The sequence below is a fragment of the Rhizobium sp. BK176 genome (assembly GCF_024808055.1).
Genome location: NZ_JANUBV010000001.1, coordinates 1,394,442 through 1,411,738, shown reverse-complemented (window position 1 = coordinate 1,411,738; position 17,297 = coordinate 1,394,442). Strand labels below are relative to the sequence as shown.

General features: G+C 60.7%; 17 protein-coding genes. 8 read left to right on the top strand and 9 right to left on the bottom strand.

The genetic code is table 11. The annotated features are described in order from the left end of the window. Nucleotides 1-52: 52 nt before the first annotated feature. Nucleotides 53-676 carry a hypothetical protein gene (locus FHT76_RS07730; RefSeq protein WP_259185221.1) on the top strand — a complete coding sequence of 208 codons (624 nt, stop codon included), beginning with the start codon at nucleotides 53-55 and terminating at the stop codon, nucleotides 674-676. On the opposite strand, the gene FHT76_RS07725 is transcribed toward FHT76_RS07730, so the two are convergent. Beyond that, on the bottom strand, nucleotides 673-1,812 hold the full coding sequence (locus tag FHT76_RS07725) for a hypothetical protein (protein WP_259185220.1): 1,140 nt from the start codon (nucleotides 1,810-1,812) through the stop codon (nucleotides 673-675). The genes FHT76_RS07730 and FHT76_RS07725 overlap by 4 nt on opposite strands. Nucleotides 1,813-2,014: 202 nt before the next feature. Further along, nucleotides 2,015-2,719, bottom strand: a complete 705-nt coding sequence (locus FHT76_RS07720) for a hypothetical protein (RefSeq protein WP_259185218.1) — start codon at nucleotides 2,717-2,719, stop codon at nucleotides 2,015-2,017. Between the two features lie 201 nt (nucleotides 2,720-2,920). Here FHT76_RS07720 and FHT76_RS07715 point away from each other — a divergent pair, with 201 nt between their 5' ends. Then, nucleotides 2,921-3,292 (top strand): hypothetical protein, encoded by a 372-nt coding sequence (locus FHT76_RS07715; RefSeq protein ID WP_259185217.1) that lies wholly within the window; start codon nucleotides 2,921-2,923, stop codon nucleotides 3,290-3,292. A 6-nt stretch (nucleotides 3,293-3,298) separates the two neighbouring features. Here FHT76_RS07715 and FHT76_RS07710 read toward each other — a convergent pair whose 3' ends face one another. From FHT76_RS07710 to FHT76_RS07690, 5 genes are all read right to left on the bottom strand, one after another. After that, nucleotides 3,299-3,610, bottom strand: coding sequence for a hypothetical protein (locus FHT76_RS07710; protein WP_259185216.1), 312 nt, complete (start codon nucleotides 3,608-3,610; stop codon nucleotides 3,299-3,301). Nucleotides 3,611-3,947: 337 nt separating this feature from the next. Then, a complete protein-coding gene (locus FHT76_RS07705; protein ID WP_259185215.1) occupies nucleotides 3,948-5,162 on the bottom strand; it encodes an adenylosuccinate synthetase in 1,215 nt (404 codons plus the stop codon). A 100-nt stretch (nucleotides 5,163-5,262) separates the two neighbouring features. Then, nucleotides 5,263-6,162, bottom strand: a complete 900-nt coding sequence (locus tag FHT76_RS07700; protein WP_259185214.1) for a hypothetical protein — start codon at nucleotides 6,160-6,162, stop codon at nucleotides 5,263-5,265. Between the two features lie 39 nt (nucleotides 6,163-6,201). Next, a complete protein-coding gene (locus FHT76_RS07695) occupies nucleotides 6,202-7,119 on the bottom strand; it encodes a hypothetical protein (protein ID WP_259185213.1) in 918 nt (305 codons plus the stop codon). A 15-nt stretch (nucleotides 7,120-7,134) separates the two neighbouring features. Continuing rightward, a complete protein-coding gene (locus tag FHT76_RS07690; RefSeq protein ID WP_259185212.1) occupies nucleotides 7,135-8,172 on the bottom strand; it encodes a J domain-containing protein in 1,038 nt (345 codons plus the stop codon). A 200-nt stretch (nucleotides 8,173-8,372) separates the two neighbouring features. Here FHT76_RS07690 and FHT76_RS07685 point away from each other — a divergent pair, with 200 nt between their 5' ends. Continuing rightward, entirely contained in the window at nucleotides 8,373-9,125 is a 753-nt protein-coding gene (locus FHT76_RS07685; protein WP_259185211.1) for an NrtR DNA-binding winged helix domain-containing protein, read from the top strand. 4 nt (nucleotides 9,126-9,129) lie between these two features. Beyond that, a complete protein-coding gene (locus tag FHT76_RS07680) occupies nucleotides 9,130-9,339 on the top strand; it encodes a hypothetical protein (protein ID WP_259185210.1) in 210 nt (69 codons plus the stop codon). 7 nt (nucleotides 9,340-9,346) lie between these two features. Here FHT76_RS07680 and FHT76_RS07675 read toward each other — a convergent pair whose 3' ends face one another. Then, nucleotides 9,347-9,949, bottom strand: coding sequence for a TetR/AcrR family transcriptional regulator (locus FHT76_RS07675; RefSeq protein WP_259185209.1), 603 nt, complete (start codon nucleotides 9,947-9,949; stop codon nucleotides 9,347-9,349). Nucleotides 9,950-10,098: 149 nt separating this feature from the next. Between FHT76_RS07675 and FHT76_RS07670 the strand changes: the two genes are divergently transcribed. The 4 genes from FHT76_RS07670 (at nucleotide 10,099) to FHT76_RS07655 (ending at nucleotide 16,273) form a co-directional block, all read left to right on the top strand. Then, on the top strand, nucleotides 10,099-13,476 hold the full coding sequence (locus tag FHT76_RS07670) for an acyl-[ACP]--phospholipid O-acyltransferase (RefSeq protein WP_259185208.1): 3,378 nt from the start codon (nucleotides 10,099-10,101) through the stop codon (nucleotides 13,474-13,476). Nucleotides 13,477-13,661: 185 nt separating this feature from the next. Further along, nucleotides 13,662-14,048, top strand: coding sequence for a helix-turn-helix domain-containing protein (locus tag FHT76_RS07665; protein ID WP_259185207.1), 387 nt, complete (start codon nucleotides 13,662-13,664; stop codon nucleotides 14,046-14,048). Between the two features lie 211 nt (nucleotides 14,049-14,259). Continuing rightward, a complete protein-coding gene (locus tag FHT76_RS07660; protein WP_259185206.1) occupies nucleotides 14,260-15,339 on the top strand; it encodes a DUF6384 family protein in 1,080 nt (359 codons plus the stop codon). Nucleotides 15,340-15,343: 4 nt separating this feature from the next. After that, nucleotides 15,344-16,273 (top strand): hypothetical protein, encoded by a 930-nt coding sequence (locus FHT76_RS07655; protein ID WP_259185205.1) that lies wholly within the window; start codon nucleotides 15,344-15,346, stop codon nucleotides 16,271-16,273. On the opposite strand, the gene FHT76_RS07650 is transcribed toward FHT76_RS07655, so the two are convergent. After that, on the bottom strand, nucleotides 16,263-17,282 hold the full coding sequence (locus FHT76_RS07650; protein ID WP_259185204.1) for a hypothetical protein: 1,020 nt from the start codon (nucleotides 17,280-17,282) through the stop codon (nucleotides 16,263-16,265). The two genes, FHT76_RS07655 and FHT76_RS07650, sit on opposite strands and share 11 nt — an antisense overlap. Nucleotides 17,283-17,297: the final 15 nt, after the last annotated feature.

Sequence of the window (17,297 nt, the reverse complement as noted above, 5' to 3'; positions counted from 1 at the left end):
GAAGGTGAATACCAATCGAGGTCTTGATTTTCAACGCGCGCGAGGATAGCGTATGCAGATTTTCCCAGGAGCGGTTCTCGAAAACTCGGCTGGTCGGCGGTGTGCCGTCGGCCCCGTTATTCGATGCGAAGGCAACTGGTACACCTTCGTGCCGGCCTATGTCTTCGAGGGAGAGAAGAAAGTATTCCAGGCGGGTACGGGACTGCTCGTGGGCGAGATCGTGGCCGATCATCGACCAGGAGACGACAATGCGCGCGTCGATGTCACCGAAATAGTCCGTCTTGTACGGTTCTTTGCCTACGCACCGGTTCAGGTCGAGAAAAGCCTTCGCGTTCGACAGGCCGATCCAATGGACTTTCTCGGTCAAAAGGTGCTGAAGCGTGACGGCATGGCAACGACCGCGGGACGTGTCGTATCCGTCGACGGCCCCTTCTCCTTGGCAACACCGGATGGCGGCGTAAAAACGTACGACGGTGCCGTCTCGGTCAAGTCGGAACACGAAGAGGTCGTCATCGCCCAGAAAGGCGACGGCGGCGCATCGATCATTTCTCCTCTGGCCAATGCCTTGGTCGGTGTACTGATCGGTGTCGCAGGCGGCGAGTGTTACTGCGTACCTGGCAACGCTCTGATCGCCCGATACTTCCCTGGCTTCGACAATTTGGACATGGTTGCCTAAGGCCCGGGCGTGAGCGGCGCAGGCCGTGGCATCACGTTGACCGGAACCGTATCCTCGAGGGTTTTCTCGAGATACTGGTCCAAGAGCTTTGCGGGGACCAGTTGCAGCACCTCTCCAGCCTTCGGCCGTCCGAGGTGCCGCCAGATTTCAAGCAGGTCGAGACCACGGTCGACCACGTCGAAACGCTCTCCGAGCAGGTAGTTCTCTGCCAACAGGCTCTGTTTACAGCGGACGAGCAGCTGATGCTGATCGTCCGAGAACCCATCCGCCAGGTCTGGCTTCTTGAAGGCCGTCGTGACGCACGCGTGGGCTAGGTCGCGGGAAATCCGGCGGGGATGCTCGTAGTCTTCGTTGAGATCGACAGCGGGGCCGAGACGGGAAACTTCTGGCAATGGCGGATTGTCCATCGACGTTTTGGGGTCGCCTCTCGTATCGAAGAGTTCCCGCATGTACGCTTCGCTTCCTGCGTAATCGTCGATCTGGAAGCGACGGCAAGTTGCTCCGTAGTGGAAGCCGGGAATCTCCCAGGCGAAATCCGCCTGCCTGTAGACTTGGTGTCGTCCTGGATACCATTCGACGATCCCGACCGCCAGGCATGGAGGCGGCGTCTCGCACCACAATTCACCATCGATGACGGCCAGCGCGGAAGCGACGCGGCCGGTCGTCAGGACGGCCTCCCCGTACTCCGCGACGTTGATCTCTTGGAACGAAGCGATCACGTCTTCGAGGTACGTGTCGTTGCGGCTGTCACCGCCTGCGGCCGGTGGCGGCCAGGTCTTGCGACTGCGTAGTCCCAGTTGCTGTTGCAGGCGGAGCCGACCCTCGAACTGGACGTTGATCCCGAAGCTGGCGTAGTGGTCTTCGAGCAAGGACGAAAACGGCGCGGAGAAGTAGCGATCCAACGCTTCATCGGCCGGGCCGAGGTTGCGGAGAAGACGCCCGCCGACCGACAGCAGATCGAACTTGCCAGTGCCAGCGCCGGAGCTGTCTATCATCCTGTAAGCCTGATCGCACTCACGCCGACTGTCTTCGCGGATTTCGAACTCGCGCCGGCTCGTCAAGTGGATATCCCGGACGGTCCTAGAACCTGGGGGCCGCGCCGACAGCAGGACCGGTAGATTGAGGGCGAGTTTCATTGGCATCCTGTGAATCTATTCGATGTCCGACACGATCCTGGACCCCTCATCTTATGTCAACGGGTCAGAGTCGGCGTCTTGAGCCTGGAGGTATGGCGGCCGACAGCGCCTGAGCACATCGCACAGCCGACCGCCTAGCCAACGGATTGTTTGGCTGGACGGAAACATGCTGTCGGGTTAGATTTTGATTCAGTGGGAACGATCAGCAAGCGAAGCAGAGCTGGTTGTCGACCTTCTGCGGCTTGGGCTTCTTCGCACCTTTCGGAAGCGGTCCAGACAGATCGACCTCAAGTCCGATAAGGGCGAGCGGAAACTCGAGAGTCAGGTCCAAATACTTTTCGTAAAACATCCATTGGGCGGTTTGCCAGTTGGCTGGGCCAGTCGACATGAGAGACTGTGTGGACGGCATGGGAACAAGAACACAGCCGCCTATGATCCGGTTGCGCCGGAAAAACTGGATGGACTTGTCGATGTCCCAGTCGACGAACGGATACTTGCCGAACTGGACCTCCAGCAGAAGACCCTTCTTGAAGAAGTCGCCTTCTATCCAGCCTTCCTGATAAGGGATCGCCTCCTGTGCGAGAAACGCCTTCCGATCCTTGTGCGGGATGTCGCGCAGCCGCTTGGAGTCGGCCGTGGTCTCGGGATAGTAGTTTTCCGAGGTGAGCTTCTTTTCGAAACCGCGCAGCACCAGCGTGTTTTCTATCTGCTGGTTCATGATGACCGGAGAGAGGACCTTTTGGCCGACCTTCGTGGCCTCTTCGGAATCCTTGTCGAAGCAGGTCGCGAAGTCCATCCGACGGAGGGCTAGTTCGAGATTGGGCATAAATTCGGGGTCGATGCGGTCGATGGCTTCGCGCCATCCGTCGGTCGAGCAGATGTCGGGGTGAATGCTGAAGCGGGGCAAATTAAAGACTTCGATTGAGCTGATGCTCTTATTTGGCGTCTACAAATTTGAAGTCGTCAACTGAGTTCTTGAATTAAAACGACACGTCGCGTTTCAGGCATGGCTGAACACAAGAATATTGACGGCGGGCGGGCAACCCGTCAGAATTAAATAAAGACGTCAGTTCGGCTGCTGCGCGAACCAAACTCATGAGATAGTGAAATGTCCGAAGATCACGACCTTTTCTACCGGGAGCCTTGGATGTCCGACGATCAGTGGTGTTGCGCGAAGATGCTCGCGGACCTTTTTTACGGATTTCACCATATCGACGGGAAGATCAAACCGGACCGTCACGGCATCAAGATCGGCGTGCCGGAGGGGAATTGGGCGATGTCCTACGACTACGACGGACTGACCCGTGCGGTGGTGATGGCGCACGACCGATCGATCCGCTTCCGGATTTCCCCGGCCGGCGTGGATCGGCTGAAGCTTCATTTCGAAAAGCGGCATCATCGAGATGGAAAGATGACCGAAAGCCATCCGACCATCGAGGACGCCATCACGCGCATCAGGAACGGTCGGGAGGCCGCGTAGTATCGCCTACCAAGCCCGGTAGGAGTAGGACGGACGCTCGAACATCTTCATGTTTGCAGCCGCCTCAGCGACCAGCCTGTCGGTGACGTCGTCCCGTTCCCGGGCGAAATCGGCATGTTCCCACATCGTGTGGCCGCCGGGGTTCGCGTGATTGTCGGAAAGGTGTCGGCAGGCGGCATCATAAGTCGGGAAAGGACCATAGGCGCTTGCCTGTTCACGCCAATCGAATTCGTCGCCATCGCTGAACGCGCTCTCGAGCGCGTAGTACCACTCGCCGGGTTCGTGTTCGAATATCATACATTCCTGGCCCGTACTCATGGCGTTCTCCCGCGGTTCGTCACTGTGCCGCCCGATGGTATCGAGTTTCCATGCGGCAATGGCAAAGGACAACCCGGTGCCGCCAGCCGGATAGTGACGGAACCTTGCCGCCAGATCAAGTTCCCGGTCTTTTATCGAGCGGAGACGTCATCGAACCAGATGAACCGTTCCTCCGTTCGATTTCCGCATCGATTTCGGCCTGAGCCGCGAGTAGTCGGGCGTCGCGTTCACGGGCGTATCCCCCGAGTGTATCGGCGAGGGTAGCGGCTCCACGGCCGGTGGGCTTTTCTTTGCGGAGATGAATGACCGCCAATCTTCGCCAAGGCGCTCGCAGGTCTTAGGCGGCGAGCGCCTTCCTTGTTTTGCTCACGGCTGCCCTGGTGGGTCCTTCGGAGACGAAGGAAACGCCGAGCCCAGTCGCATCACAGACAGCTTCCAGAAGACCGTTCGCCGAGACCGTCTTCCGCTCGTCGCCGGCGTACAGGGCTGCCGCTCCATCTACCTGATCGAGGCAGGTGACGGCGATCGAGGCGCTGAGGTCGATACCTTCGGCGCGCGCCATGTCGTACCGGATCGCGCCAGCCAGGACATCCAGGTCGAGAGGGGCAGCCCTGATTGTCCCCTGCCAGTCGTTGTGGATGTTGGTCGGATCGACGATCTCGACGTAGTCCATGACATCGCCGTCGTGCGCGAGCGGACCCGCTCCATGCCGAGTGGTATAGGCTCGTGTCGCGTAGGTAGCGTCGATGGTGCCGATGCCGGCCTCGCGGGCGACACTCGCCATGTTGAGGATGCCCGTGTTCGAACGGGTCACATGCGGGAACGCGCCGTAGTCCTGATCGAGCAGCAATCCCTGTGCGCCCTCGAAGACGATACCGTCGCCGATGTCGGCATCGCCCATAACGTCGACTGCTTCCACGAAGGCATCGCAGTCGTCGAGAAAGCGACGCATGACGGCATCGTCTTTCAGGATGTCCTTGAAGCGCTCGGGCATTTCGAGAATGCCCAGAGCCAGCAAACGTTCTGGAACCCAGTTCCTCCTGATCCGCTCGAGCTTCGACACAATGCCAAGTCGGCTCGCGGTGAGATCGGCGACAGACAGGGCCAGATCGGGTCGGAGGTTCCGTTCGATCGTTTCGCCAAAACCCATTCCGCAGCTACCGTGGCGGGCGATCCCGCGGGCCTCTTCCACGATCTGGTTGACCAGGATGTCGAAGGGGGTCGTCACGACCACCCGGGGATCGGCAGACATTCCGACTTCGCCGCCAAGCGACAAGACACGCTCCCGCTCGCCGAGGAAGAACATCGGATGAGCGACAAAGTACTGTGCGAGATGGGTCCTCGCTCCCGCAAGAGCGCCGGAACCGAGGTGACTGAAGACATGGCGTTTTCCGTCCGGCGTCGTCACGGTGTGGCCTGCCTGCGCACCGCCGTTTGTCCGCACGACCAGACGCGCGCCGCATTCCCATACAAGCTTGTCTGTCATGAGGCCCTTGCCTTCGTCGCCGTACGCGGCTCCGATGACCGCCAATGCCTTCTTCGTCTTCGCCATTGTCCCGTTCCTTTCGCTATCGCGGAACCGGACACGGCTCCGCCGTCACCCGGGCGGACCACCCGTCCGGGTCTTGTCGTCAATCGGTGCTGTCAATGCGTCAGGCGAGGCGCGCGACGCCTCCCGAAGGCGTGCCACGTTCGACCAGTGAGCCGACCGCGTTTGCGACGGCGACCGACTTGCAGGTCGAGGCCTTAGAGGCTCCGTCGGCGATGCGGATGGCCGCGACGACGGCTTCCGAAAGCTTCGTGATGTCGTCGAGAAGGATCAGTCGCTGCGGGAGAACCTTCTCCCAGGCCTTCAGGACGGCTTCCCGGCCGCCGCTGGCGCAGTAGCCTTCATTGGTCAGGATCACGTGGTACACGGCCCAATCCGACATCGCGAGCGCAGCGCATTGGGCAGCCGACAGATCGGACACGATATCGATCCCGAGGAAGTCCTTTGCCTGCTTCTTGGTGACGCCGACCGGGGGTTCGTCGCCGATGGTGAAGAGAAAGCCCTTCTGTCCGCGCTTGAAGGCGTCGGCCACAACCTTCTTGGCGGCGAACAGGTGGGCAAGCGCGTAGGACTCCCCGCTGTTGATACCGCCGCCCTTTTCAAGCCAGATGTCCCCTGTCTGCTGCGCGATCCGGATATCCGCCTCGAACTGGGTGACCTGCAACGGTGCCTTGTCCGAGTATGCGTCGCCGATCGCCATGACCATGACGTGGGGATCGCCGATCCCCTTCGTCGCCTGGATGTCCGTGGCGAGATCGTTGATGCCGCCGCGGATCAGGGTGTCCGCAACCATGCCCATCGATCCCGTGACGTCGCATCCGAGGATGATCGGACGCGATTTCGGATTGTCGACCGAATCCCGGCTTTCGCGGAACTGTACGATGGCCGGGTCGAATTCCGGCTTCATGCCGGTTGCCGTGAACACCTGCGACGTGGTCTTTCCGCTGACCTTCGCCGTCGAGTAGGTGTTCCAATCAGTCGCTGTCCATCTTCCACCACCCATTGTCGTCTCCTTTCTTTGAGAATCTGGGAATGCCGGGGCTCAGGCGAGCCTCGACACTCCCTTGTTGCGCTTGGTGACGGCGAGGTCCTTGATGGCGTTGAAGATGACCATCGAACTGCCGCTGCCCCACGACGCCGCGACGTCTTCCTTCCGCTCGCCGTTGATCACCTGCAGGATCGAGACGATGGCCTCTGACAGCTTGGTGACATCGGCGAGCTGGATGACACGCTGCGGTAGGATTTCGTTCCAGGTTTCGAGGACGCGACGCAGGCCGCGGCTTGCATACCCTTCGTTCGCCAGGACGATATGAAAGACTTCGTAAGTTTGGCTTGCGAGATCGACGCATTGGCGCTTGGTCATCGATTGCGAGAACTGCGCGCCCATGATCCTGGCGAGGTGGTCGCCGTCGATGTCGTCGTGGATAGGTTCGTCACCGATCGTAATCAAGACGCCTTTTGTGCCCCGTTTTTCGATCGAATCCGATACCGTCTTCGTGGCGGCGAAAAGGTGTGCGAGCGAGTAACTTTCACCATCGTTGCCGCCCCCGTTCCCCTCCAGGTAGAGGCCCTGAAGCTGCGATCCAAGCGCGACCGAAGCTTCGAACTGCGTCGCCTGAAGTGGGGCCCTGTCGGTCTCGGCATCACCGATCGCGAGGACAGCGATATGGGGGTCGGGAATGGGTTTGCGGTCGTAGATACCCTCGGCGATCTTGATGAGGTCTGTACGCACGAGCTGATCGGCGATCATGCCCATCGAGCCGGTTACGTCGCATCCGAGGATAATCGGCGTGGAGTTCGGATTGGCCGCCGAGTCCCGGCTTTCGCGAACCGAAATCTTCGCAGGATTGTAGGCATCCTGCATTTCCCTGACGCCGAATGCCTGCGACCTTGTCTTTCCCGCAGTGTGCGTCGAGTTATAGCTCGCCCAATCCTGCGAATTCATTCTGCTGTTACCCATTTCAAAGCTCCTTTTTCACTTGGCCGCGTAGACGTCGGCCGGATTGACTTCCAGTTTCACGAACTTCCGTGGCCCGAAGGATTCCACGAGGCACCTCTCCCAGGATTGGTAGTCCTCGACGGCGTTTTCCCCGGGAGGCAGGGAAAGCCACATGCGCAGGGCATCCGGAACGTCCTTCATCAGCGTGAGACCGCCGCCACCCGACGTTCCCAGGAGTTCCATCGCCGTTGCCCTGATCAGGGCCAGGTCGACCTTGGGGTCGGCCGTCTCACCCGCCACCGCAAGGCGCGGGACGAGGGAAAGTGTCCGCTCCGGCAGGGCCTTGGGCCGCTTGCCGAAGGGTGTCGCATATCCCCATCCGCCGACGAGGATGATCGAATGCATGGCGGGGCTGACGAGGACGTTCTCCGCCGATATCGCGCCGTGGCAGACACCGAGGTAATTCAGGTAGCAGGCCATGTTTTCGAGCGACGAAACGATCCAGGCGACATGCTTTGGCGGGACACGCCCTCCCATGTGCCGGGCGAGGTCCGTCAGCAGGACGGTGTCGGCGGGCCTGTGGAAGACGTTGACCCTCATCCCGACGGCGTCGATCCGGCGCTTGAAGCGGGGCAGGAAGTGTTCCATCGCCTTCTTCATCGCGTCCGATGCGTAGCGGAACGACCCGACGGCAGCCTCTTCGGCGTCCGCGACGTCTTCGAAGCCCGTCACCGTCTCGTACGCGACGGTTCCAGAGGTCACGATCACGTCACCGAGCGGCCCCTTGTGGACCGCCTTGGCGCGAACCGCGATCTCGCCCGTATCCATAAGCTTCCAGGTCTTCGCAGCGGCCGGCCGCGGCGCTGTGGCCGAGGTTTTCGCGCGGCCCGTCGCGATATCGTGCAGACGGCTGATGTGGGCGAAGACCTCAAGGGCCTTGGGATGCCTGTTGACGTCCGGATGCCATGCCTGGGCAAGCTCGCGGAAGCGCTTTTTAATCGAAGACTTCGGCCCAGGGAAAAGCGACAAAGCTTCGCCCTCGCCGATCGAGAGTATCTCGACAGCGTCCATCATTGTGTTCCTTGGGTGATCTTGGTTTCCCGGCGACGTGCGGACCTTGACGGACGGCTTTCTCGCTGCGGCTTACCTTTGGTGATTACAGACTTGCATACGGCGAAGCGCTTGTAAAGTGCAAAGTGTATTTTAAACTTTGCTTTGCGGACCACCCCATGCTACACCCTTGGAACGGAATTTTTTTGGGAAAAGGAAACGTCATGTCACTTGCGTCGGAAGCTACTGCCCACGGGTTCGGAACAACGCCGGACAAAGCCAGCACGGAGCCGCGCAGCGGACACGGCGAAGTCAAGGTCAACGTGGATACGGTCCTGATCACCTTGAAGGAAGACGGACTGCATATCGCCTTGGCTCCCCGCGAAGCCGCGTTCGAACACGGCCGGCTCGCGCTCGTCGGCGCGATCATGGACGGAAACAAGGACGCCAATCTCGAAGCGGTGGTGACGCGCTCGCTACGCGACAAAGCCGGGCTGTCCGACATCTACTTCGAACAGCTCTATAGCTTCTCGGGGGCGACCAACAAAAAGGGTGGACCGCGCGACACGCGATGGCCGTCGATCAGCGTCACCTATATCGCACTGGTGCCGCTGGCGAAACTGATCGCCGCCGACGCCCTCTCCCACGGACTGGTGCTCGTTCCCGTGGACAAGGTCCCCGATCTGCCCTTCGACCACAACGACATGGTCGAGGCGGCCGTCGAGCGTCTGCGCGGCAAGGGAGCATGGTCCGTGCTGCCAGCCTACTTGCTCGAAGACGAGTTCACGATCCCCGAGCTCAACGAGGTCTACTCCAAGGTGGTCGGTACGAAATCCCTTGGACAGAACTTCCGCCGCAAGGTGATCGAGAACGAGATGCTGGAGCTGGTCGGAATCAAGCCCAATCCACGGTCGTCGCGACCGTCCGAACACTACCGCATCAAGCCTGGCGTCAGCACCGTCAACGCGAGGCTCTGACGCGATGGCACCGCGACGCCAGCGGAAAGCGAAGGCCGCTGCCGAAGACGGCGGCTTTCTCGTCAGGTTCGTGCCGGGCGGCTGCTACCACCTCGCAGGCGGGCGACTTCTCACGGGTGTGCATAGGCGGGAGGCGGGAGCGACGATCGTGGCGAAACTCCTGCCGCTGGCCGTCAAGGCATCTGAGACACGCGACCAGTGGGTGACGCTTTAACGGTACGTTACCCGGCTAAGGTCTTCTCAAGGCCGGCGACCAGCGACGTGACGATCAAGGTCAGCTGGCGCTTCAATTCTTCCACCGGAACTTCACCCAGTCTGGTTTCTATACTCAGAGAGACGACCCCGTGGACGGCCGAGTATATCGCCCGCGCCAACGAATAGCGTTCCCCCTCAGAGAGTTTCGGTGCCAGCTCACGCAGCGGCTCGGCGATATGTCTGAACATGCGAAGATGTTCCTCCAGATGCCATTCGGGGAGCGACTTCCCCTCCGCCATCCGATGCTCGAAGAGAGCCGCCCACTGACGTCGATGCTCCAGGCCGACCCGCAGATATGTGAGCGCCAACGCCACATATGTGTCAGTCACGGACGCCGAGGGGATTGACGCTTCGGCCAGTGCCGCATCAAGCTTGGCGATGAAACGGGAGTTCGCCCGCAGGATGACCTCGTCGAAATCATCGAAGTGGGCGTAGATCAGGCCCGTCGAGAAACCGACGTTCTTGGCCACCGTGCGGGCGGAAACAGACGCCAGGCCAGATTGCGCGATCTGCGCCTCGGCGGCATCGATTATCATCCGCCTCCTGGCGTCGATTTGCTCCTGACTCATCGCGGGCATTTCCGTACTCCAAAAATAGAGATCACACTGTTATTTTTTATCTTGCGGCCGATGGGGTCTGGTCACAGACTGATGGATAACGCTGTTACCGTTAATTTAACGCCCGACAGCGACGAGCAGTCAACAGGGTCCAAACGAATATGTCCGACAGTACGATTTTCTCGAAGAGGTTCATGCCCCTCTTCCTTACGCAGGCTCTTGCCGCCTTCAATGATAACTACCTAAAGTCCTTCCTAACCTTCTTCGTATTGGCCACCATCGGCCACCAGTCGGGCGCGGTTTATATCACCGCCGCAGGCGCGATCTTCATGCTTCCCTTTGTCCTTCTCTCCGGCCTCGGCGGCGAGCTGGGCGACAAGTTCGACAAGGCATGGGTCGCCCGCAAGCTGAAGTTCCTCGAGATCGGCGCTGCCATCGTCGCCGCGGTTGGCTTCTCGATGCATTCGGTTCCGGTCATGATGACCGCTGTGTTCCTGTTCGGTGTCGGATCGGCGTTGTTCGGTCCGCTCAAGTACGGAATCCTCCCGGACCACCTACCGCTCGACAAGCTTAGCAAGGCGAACGCCTGGATCGAAGGAGCGACGTTCGTGGCCATTCTCGTCGGCACCGTGTTCGCGGGAGTGACCTTCAAGGTCGCCCAAACGGCAACAGCCCCGTTCGCGACGCTGATCGTCGTGTTCGCCATCGGATGCTACGCCGTCAGCCGCATGATACCGTCGACCAAGGCCGCCGATCCGACTTTGACGATCGACCTCAACGTCCTCCGTTCCTCGATCCGCTATCTGCGGGAACTGGGCCGCGACAGCCGCCTGCTGCGCGCGTCGCTGATGGTGTCGTTCTTCTGGTTCGTCGGCGCGATCACGCTTTCCATCCTGCCCCCGGCCGTTCAGTCGCTCGGTGGAGATGAAACGGCCGTCACCGCATACATGGCGATCTTCGCCGTCTCCATCGCGCTCGGCTCGGCTGCCGCCGCATGGCTCTCCGGTGGCCGCATCATCCTTCTTCCCGCAGTCTTCGGAACCTTCATCGCCGGCCTCTTCGCGCTGGACTTCGGCTACGCCACAAGCCTCGCGCCGGAAGCCGCCAAGACAATCGGCCTCGTCGACTTCTTCTCCATGTCGACGTCGATCCGTCTCGCCTTCGACATCTCGATGATGGCTTTCTTCGGCGCGTTCGTGTCGGTTCCGACTTTCGCGGCCATCCAGGCGTGGGCAGGCAACGAACGTCGAGCGCGCGTCGTGGCAGCCAATAATATCTTGAACGCTGCCTTCATCGCGGCGGGTGCCGCCCTGATCGGCGGTCTTCAGGCAGCCGGCGCGTCGATCGGCTTCGTCTCCGCCGTCCTCGGCGTCCTCTGCATCGCCGCTTCGGTCGCCATGTTCGTATTCCTGCCGACCAAGGCGCTGCGCGACTTCCTGTTCGTTCTCTTCAGGGTCCTCTACCGTCTGGAAGTGAAGGGTATCGAAAACCTCGACAACGCAGGCCTCAATCCGGTTCTCGCTCTCACCCACGTTTCCTTCCTCGACGCCGCGCTCGCCATGGCCCTTACCGACCTCAACCCGGTATTCGCCATCAACGCCGACATCGCCAAGAAGTGGTGGGTCAAGCCGTTCCTCAAGATCGTCAACGCCCTGCCGCTCGATCCGTCGAAGCCGATGGCGACACGCAGCCTGATCCGCGTCGTCGAAAGCGGACGCCCGGTCGCGATCTTCCCCGAGGGCCGCATCACGGTCACCGGAACGCTCATGAAAATCTATGACGGCGCGGCGCTTGTTGCCGACAAAACGGGCGTCCCGATCGTGCCGATCCGCATCGACGGCCTCGAGCGGACCCACTTCTCCCGCCTCAAGCCCGACCAGATCGCCAAGAGCCTGTTCCCGAAGGTCAAAGTGACCATCCTGTCGCCGGCACCTCTGTCCGTCGATCCGCAGCTCAAGGGCCGCCGCCGCCGTCAGGAAGCCGGCTCAGCGCTCTACGACGTCATGTCCGATCTGGTCTTCCAGACATCGCGCAAGACCGGCACGATCATCGAAGAGGTCATCAAGGCCGCCGACGCCTATGGTCACAAGAAGGTCATCCTTCAAGACCCGCTGTCCGGAGACATGACCTACGGCACGCTGCTGACCGCCGCGCGTCTTCTGGGCGCAAAGTTCAGCAAGATGTTCGCGAAGGAACAGCTCGTCGGCGTCATGTTGCCGAACTCCACAGGTTCTGCCGCGGTCTTCCTCGGCGTGATTTCGTCGGGCAAGGTTCCGTCGATGATCAACTTCACCGCCGGCACGAACGGCGTCCTTGCCGCCTGCCGAGCTTCGCAGACAAGGGTTGTCCTGACCTCGCGCGCCTTTGTCGAGAAGGCCAAGCTCGAGGGCCTCGTCGCCGAAATGTCCAAGATCGTCGAGATCGTCTACACGGAGGACGTCCGCGCTTCGGTCTCGCTGGTCGACAAGCTGGTGGCCGCTGTGATGAAGCGCCGTCCGCTCGTGGCCCGCAAAGCGGACGACATGGCGGTCGTCCTCTACACTTCCGGTTCGGAAAGCCTGCCAAAGGGCGTCGCGCTTTCCCATGCCAACGTGCTGGCCAACGAGACCCAGGCATCGGCGCGGATCGACTTCTCGCCCGCCGACAAGCTGTTCAATGTTCTCCCTTTGTTCCATGCCTTCGGCCTCACGGGGGGGCTCGTTCTGCCGGTCGTTTCGGGTGTCTGCGTCTACCTCTACCCGTCGCCGCTTCACTACCGCATCGTTCCCGAGCTGATCTACTCGTCCAATGCCACGATCATCTTCGGGACCGACACGTTCCTGAACGGATACGCGAAGACCGCCAACGCCTACGACTTCCGCTCGATCCGCTACATCTTCGCCGGCGCAGAGAAGGTCTACGACTCGACCCGCCAGACCTACATGTCGAAGTTCGGCATCCGCATCCTCGAAGGTTACGGCGTCACCGAGGCGGCCCCGATCGTCGCGATCAACACCCCCATGTTCAACAAGCCGGGGTCGGTCGGCAGGCTCATGCCGGGCATCGAACATCGCCTCGAGCCGTTTGACGGCTGGCCGACGGGTGGTCAGCTTCTCATCCGCGGCCCGAACGTCATGATGGGCTACCTCAAGGAGTCGGAACCGGGCGTCCTCCAGCCGCCGAAGGATGGCTGGCACGACACGGGTGACGTCGTGGTGATCGACGCCGAGGGCTTCGTGACCATCGTCGACCGCGCCGGCCGCTTCGCCAACATCGCGGGCGAAAAGGTATCGCTGGCCGAAGTGCAGACGCTGGTGAACTCCATCTGGCCCGGTACGCTCTCGGTCGCCGTGAACCTGCTGGACGCCAAGAAGGGCGAAAAGATCGTCGTCCTGACCGAAAAGTCAGACGCGACGCTCCAGGAGATCAAGACGGCGGCCAAGGCGAAGGGTCTCCAGGAACTGGTGGTTCCGTCGGCTGTGATCATCGGCAAGGTCCCCGTCCTCGGCACCGGCAAGGTCGACTTCCAGAGTTCGAAGAAGGCGGCCGTCGCCAACTGACCGACCAGTCACTAAGATCGAGACCCCGGCATCGTCCGGGGTCTCTTTGCGTTGGGGGGACCCTCCGCACATTATGCCAGCTACGGAACCAGGGGGTCACCTGAAGGGCGCAATGTCGCCCCCGATTGTTTTCAATTATCTAATATGCCATTCTCCCCCCGTAAACATCCGTGATGGAGGAACAAATGGTTTCGAAATCGCATGCGCCCACCAAAAAAGCACCAGCATCCAAGTCAAAATCGACCGCAGCCGCCAAGATCAAGACCAAGGCTCCGGTCAAAGCCAAGATGAAGTCGGTATCCGAACTCAAGATGCCGAAAGCCTCATCGAAGCCAGCGAAAAACCCTTCCGCCTACCATTTCCACGTACCGCTGCCCAACGGCTTCCATACCAAGCTTCTGGAGACCCAGGCAGAACACGCAACCGGAGAAAGGGCAATCAAGCTCCGGGTGATGGCCTCTTTGTATTCGGGACACGATTACAATCAGGCGGCCGAGGAAAACAAGGTGCCGCTCGGGAACGTCTATCTCTGGCTGGCGGACTTCCGAAAAGGAGGACTGGCAGCGCTCTGACGTCTCCGCCAGTCATACTCGCAGTCGCATGAGAAAAGGCCTCGCCAGCACTCGTCGTCGAGTTGTCGGTGGGGCCTTTCGCCATACTCGATACTCCATGGACCGCCCTCACCGGCCCTGCTTCTCGTGTCTTCATTTTCAGGGGCAACCTTGTTGACATAGCAACGTCTCCCAAGACACCATTGGTGGATATTGAAAGACACGGTCAGCCATGAACCAACAGAAGCCTGTGAAATCTCCAGTGCCGCCGCCGCCAAGCGTCGATGACTTTGCTCCGCATCGTCCGCTCAAGGGCGTTAGACGTCTCGTCGCCCTTGCCGCGATCAAACGGGTTCCGCAATTCGCGGCAGTATCAGTGGTCGGACTTGGGGTCTTGGCTGGCGCGATGACGTTGGAGCGAAGCGGCAAGGTCTCGGGCGAAGAGGCGAAGGTCGCGGTCGCTCCGGCGGCGACAGAGACCGAAGTCGAGATTTCCGACGTTGCGCATGAACCTCCTCCGCTCGCCGTACCGGTGACTGTCGTGAAGACGGTGCCGTTGCCATCTGTCGTCGCGCCGAAGGAAGAAAGCGCCGCTCCGGACGTCGCAGCCACGGCGAAAGAACCCCTCATCGAAAAGCAAGCCGACGCGCCCTTGCCAGCGGTTCCGGGGGTTACAGCCGACATGAACGCGGTGGATATCGGCGAAATCGCCGCCGCCGTGGACACGCTTGGTATTCGCGCGGACAGCATCGAAACGGCATTGGGCGAGGCAAAGCCCGATGTCGTCGCCAAGCCGGAGATTTCGGTGGCAGCTGCGATCTCCGATACGCCGAAGGCCCTGGAATTGTCGGCGGAAGACGCCAAGGTCCGTGGCCGACTGGAAGCCAGGCTCAAGGAATTCACGGCCAAGGGCGACAAAACGGGGAGCAAGGCCGCCAAGGCGGAACTCGACATGTTCGACGCGACCCTTTCGACGCTCATCGAGTTCAAGATTGTCGATCGCAAGGGAGAGAAGCCGGGATTCTGGCGTTCCCTCGTCGACGACCCCAAGACCAAGCAGTTCTTCGTCGTCGTCGAAGCGGTGGTAGACGGCGAGCCCGTCAACTGGGCCGTCCGCGATGCCGACAGCGGCAAGATCGTCTCGGGCGCGAAGTTCGCGCTCCAGGTGGACGAGAAGACCTTCGCCGAGCTGTCCGCCGACAAGAAGGACGATGGACGCATAGCAAACATGGTCGTCGGATTGAAGCCGGTCGGCCGCATAACGCCGGTCTGGAGCATAAAGACCGACGGCGAAACGATCACGGGATTCTGATACGATGACGGACATCATTGTCGACATGAAAAGACACGGAGCTTTCCTCGGCAAAGGCGGCATCGACGCGAACGCCAAGGCCAAGGCGTTGGCCGTGTTCGACGCCGCGACCGCTCTGGTAGACACACGGATCGCGGCCATTCGCCAGTGCGTCGACGTCGAGGACACGGAAGTGGTGATCGACACCGAGGCATTGGCGGCAAGAGCCGTCGCGTGGCGAAACGAGGTCCATGAGACGATCCGGGTGATCGAGGAAGCTTCGGCAGTGGCGAGGGCGGAGACGCCAAGGAGTTCGGCCGACGACCGCCACGATGCGGTGGTCGGAGAATGGGGGCCTTATATCTACCACCTCAAGGCCAGCGTCCAGAAGATCGAACGGGACGGCGGGGAAGAACTGGCTGCGGTCAGGAGGGCGGGCTTCGAAAGCGACCCGATCTTCTCCCATCTCCTCAGAAGGAACGCGAAGCGGCCGGAAAAGAGGTTCTCCTTCTCGGACCGTCTCGTGGCGAAATGGTCGAGATTTGGAGAGGGACTGGACAACTACAAGCGGACCCTCGCTTATCCGGCCGAGCGGGATGCATGGCTTACGGGAGCGCGCGAGGCGATCTCCGAAGCGGAAGCCAAGATCGACGCTTCCCGGCGAGCGCTTGAGGATGCCGCAATGGCGGCGCGAGCCGTACACGACGAGGCGGCGGCAGTCGTCGAGCGTGGCTGGATGACGCTTCTCGATCTCCTGTCCGAAGACGCGCCCGCATTTTCCGACCTCGACCTAGATGCCGCCTGTGGGGTGGCACGGGAAGCGGCAGCCGCTGGATTGAGGACAGGAACGACAGAAGTTCCCCTTGCAGCGGAGCAGGAAGAGCGTCTCGCAGCGCTTGCGGCCAGCCGCAAGGAACTCAAACAGCACATGGAGTGGTTGGACGCTATCGTGTGACCATATGAACGGTCCTCGGGGCATTGCTTGCGGGACCACCACGGCGCAGATGTCCGCTCCACCAATAGACCCCTGTTCGTCGTACTTTGAAATGTCCGACGACAAGACCTCCGGAAATCTGGACTCCGGAGTAGCCGTTCTGTTCGTACATCCGCCTCACTTTCGGCCGCAGCTTCAGCTTGACGATGTGGTACGGACCGATCTCTGGCCTCCCTTTGGCGCGCCGCGCCTTGTTGAGTTTGGCGGGCGCGGGGACGAATTCCTGTTCGACGGCGTTGCGGCAATTCATCAGGATCAGCGACGGCAAAACCTGGGTAGAGAACATGTTGAAGATGTCGCTGATGTGACCGGATAACGTCGTTCGGAGCTGGCTTTCAATACCGGGGATCATGGATACCAGAGCGACCCAGTCCGCATGCAACGAGCCGCTGAACCGTCTTCGCAACTCGTCTTTCGCAGCCAGTTCGTTTTCGTCGCGCGCGAGAAGATCGTAGTATTTCTTGGCTTGCCCTGTTGCTCCGTGATCCGTTTTCATGGGTGTCCGACGTTCCGTTGGATCGCTCTTTATGCCTGGCGTGGTGTCGAACCTGCACTTGGCCGTCAGCAGCTCGATGATACGGCCGTCGTCTTTCCTGAACTGCGCCAGCGCCTCCATGTCGATCGCGCCGTCCTTCTGCGTCAACAGCAGCCCGGATCGCTCGATCAATACACTGCCTTCCGCCCATTTGTTGTCGTTTCCGAGCTTGGCGAACGCTTCCCTCGTCGCGATGTTGGAATACTCAATCCAAACCGTCTCCATAGGGAGTCGGACAAAGCCAAGCGCGTTTAGAATGGAAGACGGCCGCGAGAAGAAGACGTTGGCGCACATCGCCGTTGCGTTCTGGTCGAGAACGTACGCGCTAGCCTTGCCGATCCGCGACAGCACGCCCGACATGACGGACGAGTAAAAATCGCCCATCGGCTGCCTTTCCATAGATTTCAGACTTTCCTCGGCATCGACAAACAGCATACGCGCACTCCGGTT